General features: G+C 49.4%; 17 protein-coding genes, 6 tRNA genes and 1 rRNA gene. 1 reads left to right on the top strand and 23 read right to left on the bottom strand.

The features are described 5' to 3' along the window. Positions 1–39 precede the first annotated feature (39 nt). From E0496_RS28785 to E0496_RS28710, 16 genes are all read right to left on the bottom strand, one after another. Complete coding sequence (locus tag E0496_RS28785) at positions 40–990, bottom strand: ribose-phosphate diphosphokinase (protein ID WP_141505278.1); 951 nt, start codon at positions 988–990, stop codon at positions 40–42. A 118-nt stretch (positions 991–1,108) separates the two neighbouring features. Next, positions 1,109–1,915: a histidinol-phosphatase HisJ gene (gene hisJ / locus E0496_RS28780; RefSeq protein WP_141505277.1), complete on the bottom strand. Its 807-nt coding sequence runs from the start codon at positions 1,913–1,915 to the stop codon at positions 1,109–1,111. A gap of 41 nt (positions 1,916–1,956) precedes the next feature. After that, complete coding sequence (hisIE, locus tag E0496_RS28775) at positions 1,957–2,649, bottom strand: bifunctional phosphoribosyl-AMP cyclohydrolase/phosphoribosyl-ATP diphosphatase HisIE (protein ID WP_141505276.1); 693 nt, start codon at positions 2,647–2,649, stop codon at positions 1,957–1,959. Next, the gene (gene hisF, locus E0496_RS28770) at positions 2,646–3,404 is read right to left on the bottom strand and encodes an imidazole glycerol phosphate synthase subunit HisF (protein WP_141505275.1); all 759 of its coding nucleotides are present in this window, start codon (positions 3,402–3,404) and stop codon (positions 2,646–2,648) included. Before hisF ends, hisIE begins: the two co-directional genes overlap by 4 nt. A 275-nt stretch (positions 3,405–3,679) precedes the next feature. Then, positions 3,680–4,279, bottom strand: a complete 600-nt coding sequence (gene hisH / locus E0496_RS28765; protein ID WP_141505274.1) for an imidazole glycerol phosphate synthase subunit HisH — start codon at positions 4,277–4,279, stop codon at positions 3,680–3,682. A 1-nt stretch (position 4,280) separates the two neighbouring features. Next, positions 4,281–4,880: an imidazoleglycerol-phosphate dehydratase HisB gene (hisB, locus tag E0496_RS28760; protein WP_141505273.1), complete on the bottom strand. Its 600-nt coding sequence runs from the start codon at positions 4,878–4,880 to the stop codon at positions 4,281–4,283. A 161-nt stretch (positions 4,881–5,041) separates the two neighbouring features. Then, a complete protein-coding gene (gene hisD, locus E0496_RS28755) occupies positions 5,042–6,328 on the bottom strand; it encodes a histidinol dehydrogenase (protein ID WP_141505272.1) in 1,287 nt (428 codons plus the stop codon). A gap of 73 nt (positions 6,329–6,401) precedes the next feature. After that, positions 6,402–7,046, bottom strand: coding sequence for an ATP phosphoribosyltransferase (hisG, locus tag E0496_RS28750; protein WP_141505271.1), 645 nt, complete (start codon positions 7,044–7,046; stop codon positions 6,402–6,404). Next, complete coding sequence (locus E0496_RS28745; protein WP_141505270.1) at positions 7,043–8,266, bottom strand: ATP phosphoribosyltransferase regulatory subunit; 1,224 nt, start codon at positions 8,264–8,266, stop codon at positions 7,043–7,045. Before E0496_RS28745 ends, hisG begins: the two co-directional genes overlap by 4 nt. Before the next feature lie 193 nt (positions 8,267–8,459). Next, positions 8,460–8,993 carry an acyltransferase gene (locus E0496_RS28740; RefSeq protein WP_141505269.1) on the bottom strand — a complete coding sequence of 178 codons (534 nt, stop codon included), beginning with the start codon at positions 8,991–8,993 and terminating at the stop codon, positions 8,460–8,462. Then, on the bottom strand, positions 8,986–9,651 hold the full coding sequence (gene ppaX, locus E0496_RS28735) for a pyrophosphatase PpaX (protein WP_141505268.1): 666 nt from the start codon (positions 9,649–9,651) through the stop codon (positions 8,986–8,988). Before ppaX ends, E0496_RS28740 begins: the two co-directional genes overlap by 8 nt. Before the next feature lie 17 nt (positions 9,652–9,668). Then, on the bottom strand, positions 9,669–10,673 hold the full coding sequence (gene lgt / locus E0496_RS28730) for a prolipoprotein diacylglyceryl transferase (protein ID WP_141505267.1): 1,005 nt from the start codon (positions 10,671–10,673) through the stop codon (positions 9,669–9,671). 21 nt (positions 10,674–10,694) lie between these two features. Beyond that, positions 10,695–11,633 carry an HPr(Ser) kinase/phosphatase gene (hprK, locus tag E0496_RS28725; RefSeq protein WP_139993963.1) on the bottom strand — a complete coding sequence of 313 codons (939 nt, stop codon included), beginning with the start codon at positions 11,631–11,633 and terminating at the stop codon, positions 10,695–10,697. A gap of 179 nt (positions 11,634–11,812) precedes the next feature. Then, on the bottom strand, positions 11,813–12,934 hold the full coding sequence (locus E0496_RS28720; RefSeq protein WP_141505266.1) for an ABC transporter ATP-binding protein: 1,122 nt from the start codon (positions 12,932–12,934) through the stop codon (positions 11,813–11,815). Between the two features lie 89 nt (positions 12,935–13,023). After that, entirely contained in the window at positions 13,024–14,163 is a 1,140-nt protein-coding gene (locus tag E0496_RS28715) for a PucR family transcriptional regulator (protein WP_141505265.1), read from the bottom strand. A 115-nt stretch (positions 14,164–14,278) separates the two neighbouring features. Then, entirely contained in the window at positions 14,279–15,226 is a 948-nt protein-coding gene (locus E0496_RS28710) for a glycosyltransferase family 4 protein (protein ID WP_141505264.1), read from the bottom strand. Positions 15,227–15,414: 188 nt separating this feature from the next. Between E0496_RS28710 and ssuE the strand changes: the two genes are divergently transcribed. After that, positions 15,415–15,966 carry an NADPH-dependent FMN reductase gene (gene ssuE, locus E0496_RS28705; RefSeq protein ID WP_141505263.1) on the top strand — a complete coding sequence of 184 codons (552 nt, stop codon included), beginning with the start codon at positions 15,415–15,417 and terminating at the stop codon, positions 15,964–15,966. A gap of 159 nt (positions 15,967–16,125) precedes the next feature. Here the strand turns inward: ssuE and E0496_RS28700 are convergent. The 7 genes from E0496_RS28700 to E0496_RS28670 form a co-directional block, all read right to left on the bottom strand. Beyond that, positions 16,126–16,201 (bottom strand) — tRNA-Lys (locus tag E0496_RS28700). Positions 16,202–16,216: 15 nt separating this feature from the next. After that, positions 16,217–16,301, bottom strand: a tRNA-Tyr gene (locus E0496_RS28695). 41 nt (positions 16,302–16,342) lie between these two features. Beyond that, positions 16,343–16,418, bottom strand: a tRNA-Phe gene (locus E0496_RS28690). A 16-nt stretch (positions 16,419–16,434) separates the two neighbouring features. Continuing rightward, positions 16,435–16,511 (bottom strand) — tRNA-Asp (locus E0496_RS28685). A 35-nt stretch (positions 16,512–16,546) separates the two neighbouring features. Then, positions 16,547–16,622, bottom strand: a tRNA-Val gene (locus tag E0496_RS28680). 23 nt (positions 16,623–16,645) lie between these two features. After that, positions 16,646–16,722 (bottom strand) — tRNA-Met (locus E0496_RS28675). A 151-nt stretch (positions 16,723–16,873) separates the two neighbouring features. Then, a 23S ribosomal RNA gene (locus tag E0496_RS28670) occupies positions 16,874–16,996 on the bottom strand; the annotation flags it as partial.

Genomic DNA, 16,996 nt, shown 5'->3' with positions numbered 1-16,996 from the left:
TGCTATTCATTTTGCATACTACGCATCCCGTTAAGACGCTTATACGCCACTGCTTTTGAACAAAGTACTGATCGAGCCGCCCTCTAAAATAATGCGCGTAGCTTCCGCAAGAAGCGGCGCTACAGAGAGCACTTTGAAACGTTCCGGCGTCGATTCCGGCAAGCTGATGGAGTCCGTAACGATGACTTCCTTAATATGGGGATGATCCAAACGCTCAATGGCCGAGCCGGAGAATAAAGGGTGCGTTGCGCATACATAAACATCCTCTGCACCGCGCTCCTTCAGGCTTTCCACAACGTTCACAATCGTAGTGCCGGTGTCGATCAGATCCTCGATAATAATCGGAGTCTGGCCTTCAACGTCCCCAATGACGTGTGTAATAACCGATTCGTTGTGCGCAGGGCGTTTCTTAATCATAATCGCAAACGATGTATCCAAGTAGTTCGCCAGCTTCTCCGCGGTTGAAGCACGTCCTGCATCCGGCGATACAACAACCGGGTTCTTGATGTTTTTCGACTTCAAGTAATCGCTGATAAGATCAAGCGCAGTCATATGATCGACCGGAATGTTGAAGAAGCCTTGAATAGCCGGAGCATGAAGATCGATTGTGATTACGCGGTTCGCTCCAACAGTCGTGAGCACATCCGCCAGCATTTTAGCTGAAATCGGCTCCCGTGGTGCCGCTTTGCGCTCCTGACGCGCATAACCGTAATACGGCATGATGATGTTGACCGTTCTGGCGGAAGCACGCTTCGCCGCATCGATCATCACAAGCAATTCGACAAAATGCTCGTTGATGGGATGCGAGAATGATTGCACTAGAAATACGTCGCAATTCCGAATCGTTTCCTCGTAATGCACGTAAATCTCTCCGCTTTTGAAACGGGACATCTTGATCGCACCTAGCGTCAGACCAAGCTCTGCACTAATTTTCTGAGCCAATACCGGATTAGACGAACCCGAAAAAATACGCACCTTGTCGCTTAACATGATACCCTCCTGAGCGTTAAAACCAATTAATTATTTTACGGAACAAGTACTCGTCCTTGCCGGATCATTCGACAAGGCTTGATTGATCATCTATATTATACATGGAATTTACGATATATCAAAAATCAATCATCACTAATTTTCGACAATTAAATGTCGCTAGCTGCGAATATCCGATATCCTTTAGCAATGCGTAGGCTTGATCAAGGTATTGGCCGAGCCTTTCAGGCTGGTGAGCATCCGAGCCCACAGTGAGAGGAATGCCCAAATCCCTTGCATATTCCAGCATCCGGCGGCTAGGAAACATCTCAGCGGCAGGCGTGCGCAGACCCGAAGCATTAAGCTCGATAGCCATGCCATGGCGCTTGACGGCCTCCAGCGCGGCATTTTCCAAATGGGTCACATCCCCCTCAGGCGCGTAGCCGAATCGCTTTATGACATCAATGTGACCGATATAATCATAAAATCCGGTTGCCGCCGCTTTAGCGATATTGCTGTAGTATTGCTCATAAACCGCCATGCGGTCACGGCCTTCCCAGCCAGCAGTCTGCCTGAAATCGGTAATATCCCATTCACCGAGAAAATGAACCGATCCAATGACGTAATCCCAAGGGTACGCTTTAACAATCGCCTCAATTTTCTCCTCGCTGCTTTCGATATAGTCGCCTTCCAAGCCCACGCGGATATCGATTTGCCCCTTATACTTCTCTTTCAGCTCTAGGCATTCTTCCACATAACGGGGAAGCTCATCCATCGGCATCGCCATCTCCGGGTAATACGTGGCAGGATCGACGTGGAGCAGCGGCATGTGGTCGGAGAGACCAAGCTGCACAAGTCCAATCTCTATTCCTTTGCGTACGTACTCCTCCAGCTCGCCAACTGCATGGCCGCAGCGGGCATGATGAGTATGGTAATCGATAAACATAGAGATACCGGCCTTTCTCTTTCATATTTTGAATGCTTCCGCTATCTCATTTTGTTCGTTGTCGGTTTGCCATGGCGGCTATGAATCTCGCTGATGACATCATCCAGCGGCAGGCCGCGCTCGCGAAGCAGCACCATCAAGTGGAAAATAAGATCGCCGGTTTCGCTGCGCAGCTCGTCGTTGTCTTTATTTTTGGCCGCGATGATAACTTCCGATGCTTCCTCGCCAACTTTTTTCAAAATTTTATCTACGCCTTTATCGAACAGGTACGACGTGTAAGAGCCCTCAGGGCGCTCTGCGTAACGTTCTGCAATCACGCTCTCTAGCTGTCCGAGCGTAGCGAAGCGGTCTGCTGACGCTGCTGCAGTGTCTGAGGAAGCTGCTTCGTTCCCAGCTACCTGAACGGAATTGAAGAAGCAACTGTAGCGTCCCGTGTGGCAAGCTGGCCCCTTCTGCTCTACTTTAACAAGCAGCGTATCGCCATCGCAATCATAAGCCAAGGAGGTGATGCGCTGCGTGTGGCCGCTTGTTGCACCCTTGTTCCATAGCTCATTTCGCGAACGGCTCCAAAACCAAGTTACGCCGGACTCTACCGAAAGCTTCAGTGATTCCTGATTCATATACGCCATCATAAGCACTTCTTTGCTTTGTGCATCCTGAACGATGGCAGGCACGAGTCCCGCGTCATCCCACTTAATGCTGGAGATTAGCTCGCTTTGGTTGTTTTTGGTCATCGTACTTCTACTCCCTTCAGCCGCAAATCGTCCTTCACTTCGCGGATGGTCATCTCTTTATAGTGAAAAATGGTCGCGGCTAGCGCTGCGTCCGCGTGTGCTTGCTGGAACACATCGTTAAAATGCTCAATCCGTCCCGCTCCGCCTGAAGCGATAACCGGGATGCCAAGCGAATCGGATACCGCTTGTGTAAGCTTAATATCGAAGCCATCCTTCGTTCCGTCCGCATCCATGCTCGTGAGCAAAATCTCGCCCGCACCTAACCGTTCAACTTCACGCGCCCATTCCAGCGCCTTAATTCCTGTCGTCTTGCGTCCGCCGTGGGTGTAGACCTCCCACTCGCCCCACTCGGCATTGAACTTGGCGTCAATCGCCACGACAATGCACTGCGAGCCGAACTTGCGCGATCCCTCTTTCACTAAGGTCGGATTCAAAACAGCCGCCGTATTAATGCCGATTTTGTCCGCGCCTGCACGAAGCAGACGCTTCATGTCATCGACATGAGAAATGCCGCCGCCTACCGTGAACGGGATCGTGATTTCGCCTGCCGTCCGCTTGACGACCTCAATCATCGTGGCGCGCCCTTCAACAGAAGCCGAGATGTCCAAAAACACAAGTTCGTCAGCGCCCTCTTGGTCGTAAGTAGCCGCCAGCTCGACGGGATCTCCCGCATCGCGCAGATTTACGAAGTTGACGCCCTTCACCACGCGGCCGTCCTTCACGTCCAGACAAGGAATAATACGTTTTGCCAGCATGTTGCCCTCTCCTTTATGCCTGTTAACCAGGCTTAATCTCTATCTCAAATGCCGCAGCTCCTATAGACCCGCACTACCTTCAAGCTCAAGCAAAAACGCCTTCGGCGTCCTTTTGACACTGAAGTAGCTTTGACGGTGAAATATATGCCCTTTATAAGCTAACAAACTTATAAATTCTTATATTTTAAGAAGAAACGCCTGACGGCGTCCTTTCTGTAGACGCCATCGTTTCTGCGAAACGTGTAGAGAAAGTATGAGCAAACTCCTATACTTCCCTACATTTTCAGAAAATTGCCGAGCAGCTGCATGCCTAGCTCTCCGCTCTTCTCCGGATGGAACTGCATGCCGTACACATTTCCGCGCCCAACGATAGCCGTGACCTGTTGATAATAATCCGTTGTTGCCAGCAGATCGGAGGAAAGCTCCGGCTTCACGTGGAAGGAGTGGACGAAATAAACATGCCCCTCTGTCAAACCGCTGAATAGCGGCGACTGGCCTTGCAGGAACGATAGCTTGTTCCAGCCCATATGCGGAATTTTGTAATCGCCTGCGAAGCGTACAACTTTGCCGGGAAGCAAATTCAAGCCCTCGTTCGTACCGTATTCCTCGCTCTCGCTAAACAACAGCTGCATGCCAAGGCAAATGCCGAGCATTGGCTTACCGGAGGCTGCATAAGCTTTCGCCACCTCATCCAGCTTCGTCTCGCGAAGGTTCTGCATCGCGTCGCCAAAAGCGCCTACGCCTGGAAGGATCGCTCTGTCCGCTGCCGCGATCACCGCGGGATCTGCCGTAATAACGGCTTCATAGCCGAGTCGCTCCACTGCTTTGCTTACGCTGTGCAGGTTGCCCATGCCGTAATCGATGATGGCAATCATCCTATAGCACTCCCTTCGTCGAAGGTACTCCTGTCACGCGTGGATCGATGGTCGTTGCTTCATCCAGCGCACGTCCAAGCGCCTTGAACACCGCTTCAATCATGTGATGCGTGTTTTGGCCATAGTGAACGATAACGTGAAGCGTAATGCGTGCTTCCAATGCCAGCTTCCACAGGAACTCGTGTACAAGCTCCGTCGAGAAGCTGCCTACCTGTGATGAAGGATATTCCGCGCGGTACTCAAAATGCGGACGGTTGCTGACGTCGATAATGACCTGCGCAAGCGCTTCGTCCATCGGTACGAATACGCTGGCATAACGCTTGATTCCGCGCTTGTCGCCAAGAGCCTCGCGAAGCGTCTGACCGATGCAAATCCCGATGTCCTCTACCGTATGGTGGTCATCAATATCGATATCGCCGCGTGCTTCCAGCTCCAAATTAAATTGGCCATGCTTCGTGAACAGGTCAAGCATATGGTTAAGGAAAGGCACATCCGTATCAAGTTTGGTCTGGCCCGATCCGTCTACTGTAAATGTAAGCTTAATGTCCGTCTCATTCGTCTTGCGCGCTACCGATGCTTCGCGTACTTGGTTCTCTGACATCTTTATTCCTTCTTCCTGCGATAAGTTTAGTTAAGTTCAGTTGCTGCTTATATCGTCAAGGTGAAACGGCTGTCTATGTCCGTTGGCGGCGCAGCGCGTTTCATTCGCAGAAATATAGAGAAAGTATAGTGAAATCATGTACTTTCCTATATTTTAAAAGACTACCCGCGTTCCTTCTCCAAACGAATCTCGATCGCACGCGCGTGTCCTTCAAGCCCTTCGTGGCGAGCCAACGTCATGATTTTTTCTCCGTTGGCAAGCAGTGCTTCTTTGCTATAGTAAATCAAGCTCGATTTTTTCAGGAAATCGTCGACGTTGACCGGCGAGGAGAATCTTGCCGTACCGTTGGTCGGGATAATGTGATTAGGTCCGGCAAAATAATCGCCTACCGGCTCCGAGCTGTACGGCCCGAGGAAGATCGCTCCTGCGTTCTGAATGTAGCCGAGCAGGCGCATCGGATCAACCGTCAGCACCTCTAGGTGCTCAGGTGCGAGTTGGTTAACGACGTCGATGCCCGCTTCCAGCGAATCGACGAGCAATACGGCGCCGTAGCTGTCGATGGAGCTGCGCGCGATCTCTTGGCGCGGCAGCGTGGACAGCTGGCGCTCCACTTCGGCAGCGACCGCTTCCGCAAGCTGTTGCGATGGCGTAACGAGAATCGCCGAAGCCATCTCATCGTGCTCCGCCTGTGACAGCAGATCCGCAGCTACGTACGCGGGATCAGCTGAATCGTCAGCAAGCACGACGATCTCACTTGGCCCGGCGATGCTGTCGATATCGACGGCGCCGAATACGGCGCGCTTCGCCAGCGCCACGTAAATATTGCCCGGTCCGCAGATCTTATCGACCGGAGCAATGCTCGCCGTGCCGTACGCAAGCGCGGCAATGGCTTGTGCGCCTCCGACCCGGTACATCTCCTTGACGCCCGCTTCCGCGGCGGCAACGAGAATATACGGGTCGATGCCTGCGGTGCCGCCGGTTGCTGGCGGCGTCACCATGACGATCTCCGGCACGCCGGCTACTTGTGCCGGAATCACATTCATCAGCACGGACGACGGATAAGCCGCCTTGCCTCCGGGCACGTACACGCCGACCCGCTTCAGCGGTCGCATGATCTGCCCGAGCAGCGTTCCGTCCTGCTGCAGGTCCATCCACGAGGTCCGCATTTGCTTCTCGTGGAATACCCGAACATTCACGGCCGCTTCGCGAATCGCCGTGAGAAACGCGGCGTCGACCTTCTCATACGCCGCCTGAATCTCTTCCTGCGTCACGCGCAGCGATTCCGCATCCAGCTTCACTCGGTCATGCTGCTCCGTATACCGCAGCAATGCCGCATCCCCCTCGGCCTTTACGTCTGCGACGATCCTTAAGGCCGCCTCATTTTGCTCCGGTGTTCCATACTCCACCTCGCGCTTCAATCCAAACTGCTCCGCCCGCATGATGCGCATGCTATCCGCTCCTTCCAAACCCAAAATATTTATTTTTTCATATGATAAATCTCATCCACACCAAGGCTTCAAGCTAAACTCGAGTAGCAAGCGTAGCCGACAACCGATCGCACAGGCTCTGAATAACGTCATTTTTCATCCGGTAGCTTACCCGGTTCGCAATCAGACGGCTCGTGATGCCGAAGATCGACTCCATCTCCACCAGACCATTCTCGCGCAATGTTTGGCCGGTCTCCACCATATCGACAATTCGATCTGCCAGGCCGATCATAGGAGCAAGCTCGATGGAACCATTAAGCTTGATCACTTCGACCTGCTGGCCAAGTTCACGGAAATACGCAGATGCTACGTTCGGATACTTCGTCGCCACGCGCGGATTCATCGTAGGCTTCCAGTCTGGCATTCCGATAACTGACATGCGGCATTTGGCAATGCCAAGATCCAGCAGCTCGTATACGTCCTTGTTTTCTTCCATCAGCACATCTTTGCCGACAATGCCGATATCCGCTACGCCGTATTCTACATAGGTTGGAACGTCAACCGGTTTGGCCATAATAAACTCCATGCCAACCTCCGGCAGCTCAATGATCAGCTTGCGCGTATCATCAAAGTCACTTGGAATCGGCAGTCCCGCTTCCCGGAACAGCTTCGATGCCACCTTATAGATACGTCCCTTCGGCATCGCCACTTTCAAAATATCCTTTGTTTGTCCGCTCATGTGGCGCTGCCTCCTTTATTCATAAACGTGAGCATGCTCGTATACGCGACTCCTTTATAGGTGAAAGACTTCTCTGATCCGTTAGCAATCACTTGCTCAAGTGCCTCATTTCTTCCTTCCGACCGCTCCGTTACCACATTAATGCCTTCCGAGCGCAGCTCCTGGGCTTTAACAAGCGCCTCACCGCGTCCTGCTGTATCGTAAACGACAAGCGTACGCTCAGGCTCAAGCTCCGCATGATCGCCTAGCAGCTCCAGTATACGCGTTGTCTTAAGCGCAAAGCCCGTTGCCGGTGCCGGTCTGCCGAATTGAGCCAGCAAATTATCATAGCGTCCGCCGCTCACAACCGGGAAGCCTAGATCCGCTGCATAACCTTCGAATGTCATACCTGTATAATAAGAAAAATCTCCAATCATCGTCAGGTCGATCAGCACATGCTCGCATACGCCGTACGCCTTAAGCACATCCCAGATTTCGCAAAGATGAGAAATCGATGCCCGTGCATTAGCGTCTACGTTTAGCTGCAGCGCTTGATCACAAATTTCCTGGCCACCGCGCAAGCGCAAAATGCCCTCGAGCTCGGCTTGCACCGACTCCTCGATGTCAAGCTCGCGCAATTGCTTGCGGTAACCTACAAAATCGCGGCCCAGCAGACAGCTCTTGAGCTGCTCCTGTGCTTCCGGACGTCCTGGCAGCGACTCCTCCATCAAACCGTTAAGGAAACCGACATGCCCGATGGCGATCTTAAAGCGCTCAACACCCGCAGCTTTCAATGACGCGATTGCAAGAGCAACAACCTCCGCATCCGCTTCCGCGGAGGAATCGCCAACAAGCTCTACGCCCGTTTGGAAAAACTCCGCCTCGCGTCCCGCTTCTTCTTCAATCGCGCGGTATACGTTGGCGTGATAGGACAAGCGCTGCGGAAATTCCGCTTGCTTCAATAGGGAAGATACCACCCGTGCAATCGGCGCGGTCATATCCGAGCGCAGTACAAGCGTTGTCCCCCGATTGTTAAGCAGCTTGAACAGCTTCTGATCAGACGTGGAGCTTGCGACGCCGACCGTATCATAATATTCCATCGTTGGTGTTATAATTTGCTCATAGCCCCAGCCCTGCATACAAGCCAGAACTTGACGCTCAATATGGCGCAGCTTAGCGACTGCACCTGGTAAATAATCTTTAACGCCTATCGGCTTCTCGAATACTTTTGGTTTAGACATGTTTGATCACCTTCGTTTACTTTAGTAGTTTAAAGTGCTACCATGTTACCATACTAACAAATTAAAGAGTTTAGTCGTAATATTAGCATGAATAGCTTCGCTTCGTCAAGACAATAACGTCCCATTTTACCTCAAAAAGAAAGCCCCGTCCAGCTGCGAAACGAACTCGCGCGGAAGGAGCTTGGCACAGCCTTTAATTTAAAATATTGCGTACGCTCTCATCATGCTCCGTTGGTACAACCAGCTCGCTGCTTCTAATCACCCGCATAGGATTGCCGCCTACAAAAGCATAAGCCGGCACATCCTTGTGAACGAGAGACCCCGCAGCGACAATCGCATGATCACCGATCGTTACGCCCGGCAGAATCGTCGTGTTCGCCCCAATCATCACATTCGATCCGATCACGACATTCCCTAGCCGGTACTCCTTGATCAAATACTCATGCGTCAGAATCGTCGTATTGTATCCGATAATCGTATTATTGCCGACCGAAATACGTTCAGGGAAGAAGACATCAACCATGACCATAAGCGCAAAAGCCGTATGCTCTCCAACCTTCATGCCCAGCAGGCGGCGATAGATCCAATTTTTCATTGGAAGAATCGGACAATAACGCGCTAGCTGAATGCATATAAAGTTGCGAACCGACTTCACTCGGCTTACCGTCGAATATACCTGCCAAAGCGCGTTTGGTCCTTCCACCGGATACCGTTCAACATTACGCAAGCGTCTCTCGCTCCAATCCAACAAATGAATAAAGATCCCGCATATCATGAATGACATGATGCGCTCCCGCATCCTTAAGCTTCTGCTCGCCCTTAAGTGACCAAGCAACGCCAACCGCAATCGCGCCTGCCGCAAGGGCAGACTCAATATCAACGACACTGTCTCCAACCATTATGGTCGATGCCGGATCTGCACCAAGAAGGCTAATAGCCTTGCTTACCGGCTCCGCATGAGGCTTTGGATTGACAACATCGTCAATCGTCACAATGGCGTCTACATAGTCATACAGACCAACATATTTTAAACCGCGTTCTGTCGTTAACCGCATTTTGGTTGTTACGATTCCGATTTGGATGCCTTCTCCATGCATCTTCGCAATCACATCATTGACGTGATCGAACGCTTTGACATACTCATCATGCAACCGCAAATTAATTTCACGGTACGCAGCTACAAGATGAGTAACATCCTCTAAACCAGAAAATCGTTTCATCTGATCGGTAAGGGGTTCACCCATGCTCGGAATAATATGCTCTCTTCCAAACCCTTCCGGCGTCACGCCTTGCAAAGAATCGATAAACGAGCGAATAATAAGCTCATTGGTGTCGAGAATCGTGCCGTCCAAATCGAACAGCATTGTTTTGATATTGCCCGTCATCGCCAAACCTCCCTAGTTTACTCTTTCCCTTTGCTGCCCGCATCCTCTTTCGAAGAAGAGGAATCCTCCAGCGCAGCTGTTGCCGCGTCAGAGCCGCCGTTTCTATCAGGCCGGCTCGTTACGACTGGATCATGATAATACGCCTTAGGAAGACCTGTCTTGCGGCGTACAATAATAAATGCGATGGCTGCGACTATGAGAAGCAAAGCCAGTACTTGTGAAATTCGGATATTGCCATATGCCGGGTCCAAATATCCTTGTTTAAAGAGAACTTCCATTGGCGACCATAATGCATTAATAAATGACGCAAACCACGAAGGTCCCATAAATGCCAAGCTGTCCGTCCTCAGCGCTTCAATAAAGAAGCGTCCGATCGAATACCAGATAAAATAGCTGGCTGTCAGCTCGCCCGCGCGCAAAAAGCGTTGACGGCGCAATACGAACAACACAACAAGGCCAACGAGGCTCCATAATGACTCATACAAAAATGCTGGATGACGGTAAACGCCTTCCACGAGCATTTGATCAACGATAAAAGAAGGCAAATGAAGCGTATTGCGTAGGAAGGATTCACTAACTTCTCCACCATAAGCTTCCTGGTTCATGAAATTACCCCAACGTCCGATCATTTGACCCACCAGCATGCCCGGTATACAAATATCAACTAAACGCCAGAAGCTGTAGCCCTTATAACGGAAATAGAAGAACCCGCATATGAATGCCCCGATAATGGCGCCATAGATTGCAATGCCGCCATTCCATATTTTGAACACATCAATCAGGTTGCCCTTGTAGTCGTCCCACTTGAACGCTACGTAATAAATCCGCGCGCCAATAATGGCAGAAGGAACGCCGAGCAGCAGCAGGTCCATAAACAAATCCGGCTTGATGCCAAAGCGCTTGCCTTCCTGCACAGCCAGCAGCAATCCGACGAGTGCTGCTGTCCCCAAAATTATTCCATACCAATGCACATCAATTGATCCCAAGCTGAAGGCAATTGGATTGAGTAGCAATGTCTTCATTCTTTTATATCCCCTTTAGATTCAATCATATTCATCCATATCATCGGCAATCGTTTCCGTCAGCTTGTTGGTGAATTGTAGTGCCGCATTGTAGCCCATCCGTTTCAAGCGGAAATTCATGGCAGCTACCTCGATAATAACCGCTAAGTTCCGACCCGGACGAACAGGAACCGTCACTAGCGGAACGTCGGTATCAATAATGCGAGTCGTCTCCTCGTCAAGCCCGAGGCGGTCATACTGCTTGTCCTGCTGCCAATTCTCCAGCTTAATAACAAGACCAATGCGCTTTTGTGTACGCACTGCTCCAGCGCCAAAAAGCGTCATCACATTGATAATGCCTAGGCCCCTGATTTCAAGCAGATGGCGAATGAGCTCCGGTGCGCTGCCATGCAGCTGCGCATCAGAAGTTTGCATAAGCTCAACAGCATCATCGGCAACGAGTCGGTGACCGCGCTTCACTAGCTCTAGAGCCGTCTCGCTCTTACCGATGCCACTGCCCCCTGTGATCAGCATTCCCACGCCGTACACATCGACAAGTACGCCATGAATGGTAGCTGTTGGAGCCAGCTTTCTTTCAAGGAAGTCGGTAATTCGGCTGGACAATATTGTCGTGGCCACGTTGCTGCGGAGCAAAGGAATATTAGTCTCATTGGTTTGATCAATGAGCTCTTGGGGCGCTTCTAATCCCCTTGTCAAAATAATGCACGGCGTATCCTCGTTGCACAGACGAACCATGCGATCCTTGCGTTCCTCGCTATCGAGCATGTTTAGGAAAGATATTTCCGTACGGCCAAGCAGCTGTACCCGCTCACTTGGATGATAATGGAAGTAACCAGCCATTTCCAGACCCGGCCTATACAAATCATCTACCGTTATGGCACGCTTCATTCCGTCCTCGCCAGCTATAATTTCTAGCTGAAATTGTTTGACGAGCTCAGACACTTTCACTTTCTTCGGCATCGTAGGGCCTCCCTCATATGACAACGGCTTGTGTATGTATGTTTTTTTCCAATGTCTTCATCGTAAAGGAAAAAGGCGCCGAAAGCAACGTTTCCTCCGCTGCCCAGCGCCTTGGTTCCACTAGTATCGAAAAAAAAGAACGGTCGGATAATCCGACCGTTCTTCTTCCATACTATGAATTAAGCTTCGAAAATGTTAAGTTCAGTTGTTTTGTCGAACAAATGTACTTTGTTCATGTCAAGCGCAAGCTTAACGCTTGTGCCATCACGTAGACCAGAGCGGCCATCAACACGAGCGATTACTGTGTCAGTGCCAATACCGTTCAGGTAAAGGTACATTTCGTGACCAAGGTTCTCAGCAACCTCTACATTCGCGTTAACGATTGTTTGTGGGGATGCTTCTAGGAATACTGGCTCTTCATGAAGATCTTCTGGACGAATACCCAGAACCACTTCTTTACCGATGTAACCTTTTGTACGAAGCGCTGCCGCTTTGCCTTCAGGAACCACTACATCAACGCCGCTTGCTTTGAAGCGAAGCGCGCCGCCTTGCTCTGTAAGTGAACCGCTGATGAAGTTCATCGAAGGAGCGCCGATGAAACCAGCTACGAAAATGTTTACAGGGTGGTTGTAAAGCTCTTCTGGAGAAGCGGTTTGTTGAATGAAACCGTCTTTCATAACAACGATACGGTCACCCATTGTCATGGCCTCAATTTGGTCATGCGTTACATAGATTGTTGTTGTTTCAAGACGTTTTGTAAGCTTGCTGATTTCCGCACGCATTTGTCCACGAAGTTTCGCGTCCAAGTTAGAAAGCGGCTCATCCATCAAGAATACTTGCGGCTCACGTACGATTGCGCGCCCTAGAGCGACACGTTGACGTTGACCACCGGAAAGCGCTTTTGGCTTACGGTCAAGCAAATGCTCGATATCTAGAATTTTAGCAGCTTCACGAACACGTTTGTCGATGTCTGCTTTTTTGAATTTACGAAGTTTAAGGCCGAAGGCCATGTTTTGGTAAACGTTCATATGCGGATACAACGCGTAGGATTGGAATACCATCGCGATGTCGCGGTCTTTAGGAGCAACGTCATTCACAAGGCGGTCGCCGATGAACAATTTGCCTTCCGAAATTTCTTCAAGGCCTGCAATCATACGAAGAGTTGTCGATTTACCGCAACCGGATGGTCCGACCAATACGAGAAACTCTTTGTCTTTAATATCTAAGTTAACGTCAGTAACCGATGCTTTGTCAGTACCCGGGTATTTTTTGTAAATGCCTTCTAAACGTACGCCTGCCATGATAATTTTCCCCCTAGAAAGAAATTTCGATATGCCTATATCTTATCCCACTCAGGAGCTTGTGACTATGCACATACTTTACAAAAAAACTAATTTCTTTTCGTAACTTTGTACAATAGTAATATAATTTTAACTAAAACGGCATCCCTAAACTGGCGTACATCAAGGCCTGTCTCCTGTTTTAGCTTGTCTAACCGATATAATAACGTATTACGATGAATGTATAATTTCTTAGCCGTCTCACTAACATTGCAATCAAGCGAGAAAAACGTTTCCAAAGTGCTGAGCATTTCCGATTCTACGAACAGATCCGCCCTTTTGAGCGACTGCTCGAGATATTTGGAACGCTGTACTTCCGGAATAGCATTCAATAAGCGCTCCAGCTGCAGCATCCATGGCAAGTGGATGTTGGTACCGATATGAAACTTTCGGCCCAGATTAATCGTTTCCCTCAGCAGCATGGTCGTCTCGATCATGCCTTTAGCTGGAGAAGTCGGGGCCGCAACGGCAAGATGGCATTCTCCGATCCATTCACTAGCCAGCATCTCATGCAAACCGAATCCGATCGAAGCCAGGCTATCCTCAAGCGTCTCTTCCTCTTGATCATCGAAGGCATCTGAATCTTCGTCCCGTAACAAGGATATCGAGCCCCAAATAAGCCATTCTTGGCTCTTGAGTGGGATCAATAAAACATCATCCGACATGAACGAACGAAGAAGCTTTTCCAGCTCGGTGTACGTTGCTTGCTTCGTGCCAGGCTGCTCGGTAACCAGCAAAAACGGAATCATTTCGTTAAACAAACGGTTGCCGACCGTTAAATGATCGGGCAGGGAATACGCAGGCTCATTGGACTCCAGCTGCTTCTGAATCCATTCCCCCAGCTTAAGCGCATGTCTTTCCGTCTCCGATATAGCCGGCCCTTTCTTATCGTTTGATCCTACATTTAACTGTAGTGTCCAGCTGATCAATTCTTTTTCTGTGGCTTGCAGAGAGGCGCTCCCAATTTCTAATATTTCTACCACATTTTCATTAATGGCCATAACCATCCATGTTTTGTCTTCTTGCTCAATGCTTTGTCCTACTGCAGGTGGTGTTGGTATACTGTCATCCATCCATGCCCCAGCAGCCGAGCTAACGAGCTCACTCCACTCTGCTATCGATTTCGTAACCGCATGTACCGGACAGTTCAAAATGTGCTGCAGCGGTTTCAACCAGTCTGTCGTGCTCATTTCTCTATCTCCAATCTCCTCAAGCGTTAGCAGCAGAATAAGACGAATAGCTTATTTCCACTTCTATGTAGAATAACGCTTTTTTCCGTCATTGTACCATAAGCGCCAAGCGAATTCAGCTTATGGCTAGTAAAAGGATAATTGACAGCAGCGCAAACAGTGCTGCAATTAAATACAGGAACGATACCGTCTGTACTTGGCTCAGTCCCCACTTCATTAAAATATGATGAGTATGGAGCTTATCTGCCTTGTGCAGACCCTTACCGCTGATTAGCCTTCGCAGCATAACATAGGCGGTGTCAAAAATAGGAAGTCCTAGCGCCAACAGCGGAACGAGCAGTGTAATAAATGTTGCTCTCTTAAACGTTCCGTCAACAGCAATGACCGCGAGCGTATAGCCCAAAAAGGTGGCTCCGGCATCTCCCATAAAAATTCGAGCAGGATAAAAATTATGCACTAAAAAACCAAAGCAAACGCCTGCTAAAATAACGGCTAGAATTGCTGTGCTTGGCTGCCCTTTAATAAGGGCTACAACAAGGAGTGTAAGCGCCGAAAGCGTACATACACCTGAGGCCAGCCCGTCCACCCCATCAATGAAGTTAATCATATTGATTAATCCAAATACCCATAGCATCGTGGTCAGCCATGAAAACCAATCCGGAAAGGAGATAAACTGATCGGTAAACGGATTGGCGATTCCTGCTATTTTGATATGAAACAAAGTCGGGATCGATGCTGCTCCTATATAAAGAATAACTCGTGGCCATACGGGAAAATCTTTGCCCTTGGCCTTGGCGCCATCATCCATAAGTCCAACGATAACAAGTACGGTGCCTCCCGTAACAATGGTCCAGGTCAGTGGAGTAACACCAATAAAAATAAACATCGCCACGACGCAGCCAACAAAAATAGCCGCTCCTCCCATTAGAGGTATCGGCATATTATGAATTTTCCTATGATTAGGACGGTCCACAAAGCCCAGCCGCAGTGCTAGCATCCGAACCGGTGGTACGATTGCAAATACAATTGCAAAGCTGATTAATGCTGCTAGTCCGTATACCATTGCAGCTACCCCTTTTTCACATTTTTGTCTGTATCTATACATTGTTCCCTTAAATCGATAAAATACAAGAAACACAGGATATGAGTTTGACCAAAATGCTTAGGCGTGGTAGGATTTAATCAAAGTTTATTTATCGGATTAATGTATATTAATCAACTACTATTTGAATGCGAATGAGGAGTGTACCCATGGCCAATATCGTTATTATCTCAGGTAGTCCTAATGCATCATCCCGTTTAAATGCAATCACACAATATGTGGAGAACAATTTGAGTGCCAAAGAGCATACAGTCAAAGTCATTACTGTCGTTGATCTACCTGCAGAGGATCTCATTCACGCCCGTTTTGGCAGCCCAGCCATCGTTGAAGCTAACCAAGTAGTCGAAGGAGCCGATGCCGTCATTATCGCAAGTCCGGTTTACAAAGCTTCTTACACAGGAGTACTGAAAACCTTTCTAGACCTGCTCCCGCAAAAAGGTTTAGACGGAAAAATCATTACGCCTCTATTTATTGGCGGTACGATTGCTCACTTGCTATCCATCGATTACTCACTTAAACCAGTGCTGGCATCTATGGGTGCAAAAATTTATGCCGGCGGCGTATATGCTGTAGATTCACAAATCAATCGCACACAAGAGCCGAACGAGGCTCCGACATTTGAAATTAATGAAGAATTGACGCTTCGACTATCAGAAACGGTCAATGAGCTTGTACGTGAGCTGTCGGTTCGTTCAAAATAGAGCTAAATCAAAAAAAGGTGCAGACCCAAAAAGCAATTCGCTGCTTTTGGAATCTGCACACTTTTTATTTAAAAAAGAATTAAACGTTCACGCTCAATATCAATCAAAAAAACCGAAGATCCTAGGATCTTCGGTTGCGATGGTTGTTTTAGAAAAAAATGGTGAGCCATGTAGGATTCGAACCTACGACACCCTGATTAAAAGTCAGGTGCTCTACCAACTGAGCTAATGGCTCTTGATGTAAAGGAAATGGTGGAGGATGATGGATTCGAACCACCGAACTCAGAGAGAGCAGATTTACAGTCTGCCGTGTTTAGCCACTTCACTAATCCTCCATACTATTACCTATTTTCCGTCGATTAAACGAAAAATAAAGTGGTGGCTCGGGACGGAATCGAACCGCCGACACGAGGATTTTCAGTCCTCTGCTCTACCGACTGAGCTACCGAGCCTTACTTTAAAGAAAAATGGCGGAGCTGACGGGATTCGAACCCGCGGTCTCCTGCGTGACAGGCAGGCATGTTGGGCCACTACACCACAGCTCCAAGTGGATCCGGTCATAAAACCGAATAAGTACTTATGGTGGAGGATGACGGGATCGAACCGCCGACCCTCTGCTTGTAAGGCAGATGCTCTCCCAGCTGAGCTAATCCTCCAGATGTTACGATATAAAAGGTAATGGTAGCGGCGAAGGGGATCGAACCCCCGACCTCACGGGTATGAACCGTACGCTCTAGCCAGCTGAGCTACACCGCCACGCTTGTCCCCCGAATAGTTGTCGATTGCAGCGTTCGGGGACGCTAGCAAAGTCAGAACGTTACGCCCTGAAAACTGGATACGAAAGATTAGGCTTGCTGAAGCCTTGTCGCTGCTGTCTACCGGATGTATGGGTCACAGTAAACGTGTTTAGGATAAGCCCTCGACCGATTAGTATTCGTCAGCTCCACACATTGCTGTGCTTCCACCCCGAACCTATCAACCTCGTCGTCTTCAAGGGGTCTTACATACTGGGAAATCTCATCTTGAGGGG

The organism is Paenibacillus luteus (genome assembly GCF_006542765.1).
Lineage (GTDB): Bacteria > Bacillota > Bacilli > Paenibacillales > Paenibacillaceae > Pristimantibacillus > Pristimantibacillus luteus.
This window is presented reverse-complemented; position numbering and strand designations above follow the sequence as displayed.

What these genes read in the sequence shown, in the direction of transcription:
- E0496_RS28785 (WP_141505278.1), bottom strand. Translation starts at nt 990, where the DNA reads ATGTTAAGCGACAAGGTGCGTATTTTTTCGGGTTCGTCTAATCCGGTA.
- hisJ (WP_141505277.1), bottom strand. Translation starts at nt 1,915, where the DNA reads ATGTTTATCGATTACCATACTCATCATGCCCGCTGCGGCCATGCAGTT.
- hisIE (WP_141505276.1), bottom strand. Translation starts at nt 2,649, where the DNA reads ATGACCAAAAACAACCAAAGCGAGCTAATCTCCAGCATTAAGTGGGAT.
- hisF (WP_141505275.1), bottom strand. Translation starts at nt 3,404, where the DNA reads ATGCTGGCAAAACGTATTATTCCTTGTCTGGACGTGAAGGACGGCCGC.
- hisH (WP_141505274.1), bottom strand. Translation starts at nt 4,279, where the DNA reads ATGATTGCCATCATCGATTACGGCATGGGCAACCTGCACAGCGTAAGC.
- hisB (WP_141505273.1), bottom strand. Translation starts at nt 4,880, where the DNA reads ATGTCAGAGAACCAAGTACGCGAAGCATCGGTAGCGCGCAAGACGAAT.
- hisD (WP_141505272.1), bottom strand. Translation starts at nt 6,328, where the DNA reads ATGCGCATCATGCGGGCGGAGCAGTTTGGATTGAAGCGCGAGGTGGAG.
- hisG (WP_141505271.1), bottom strand. Translation starts at nt 7,046, where the DNA reads ATGAGCGGACAAACAAAGGATATTTTGAAAGTGGCGATGCCGAAGGGA.
- E0496_RS28745 (WP_141505270.1), bottom strand. Translation starts at nt 8,266, where the DNA reads ATGTCTAAACCAAAAGTATTCGAGAAGCCGATAGGCGTTAAAGATTAT.
- ppaX (WP_141505268.1), bottom strand. Translation starts at nt 9,651, where the DNA reads ATGACGGGCAATATCAAAACAATGCTGTTCGATTTGGACGGCACGATT.
- lgt (WP_141505267.1), bottom strand. Translation starts at nt 10,673, where the DNA reads ATGAAGACATTGCTACTCAATCCAATTGCCTTCAGCTTGGGATCAATT.
- hprK (WP_139993963.1), bottom strand. Translation starts at nt 11,633, where the DNA reads ATGCCGAAGAAAGTGAAAGTGTCTGAGCTCGTCAAACAATTTCAGCTA.
- E0496_RS28720 (WP_141505266.1), bottom strand. Translation starts at nt 12,934, where the DNA reads ATGGCAGGCGTACGTTTAGAAGGCATTTACAAAAAATACCCGGGTACT.
- E0496_RS28715 (WP_141505265.1), bottom strand. Translation starts at nt 14,163, where the DNA reads ATGAGCACGACAGACTGGTTGAAACCGCTGCAGCACATTTTGAACTGT.
- E0496_RS28710 (WP_141505264.1), bottom strand. Translation starts at nt 15,226, where the DNA reads ATGGTATACGGACTAGCAGCATTAATCAGCTTTGCAATTGTATTTGCA.
- ssuE (WP_141505263.1), top strand. Translation starts at nt 15,415, where the DNA reads ATGGCCAATATCGTTATTATCTCAGGTAGTCCTAATGCATCATCCCGT.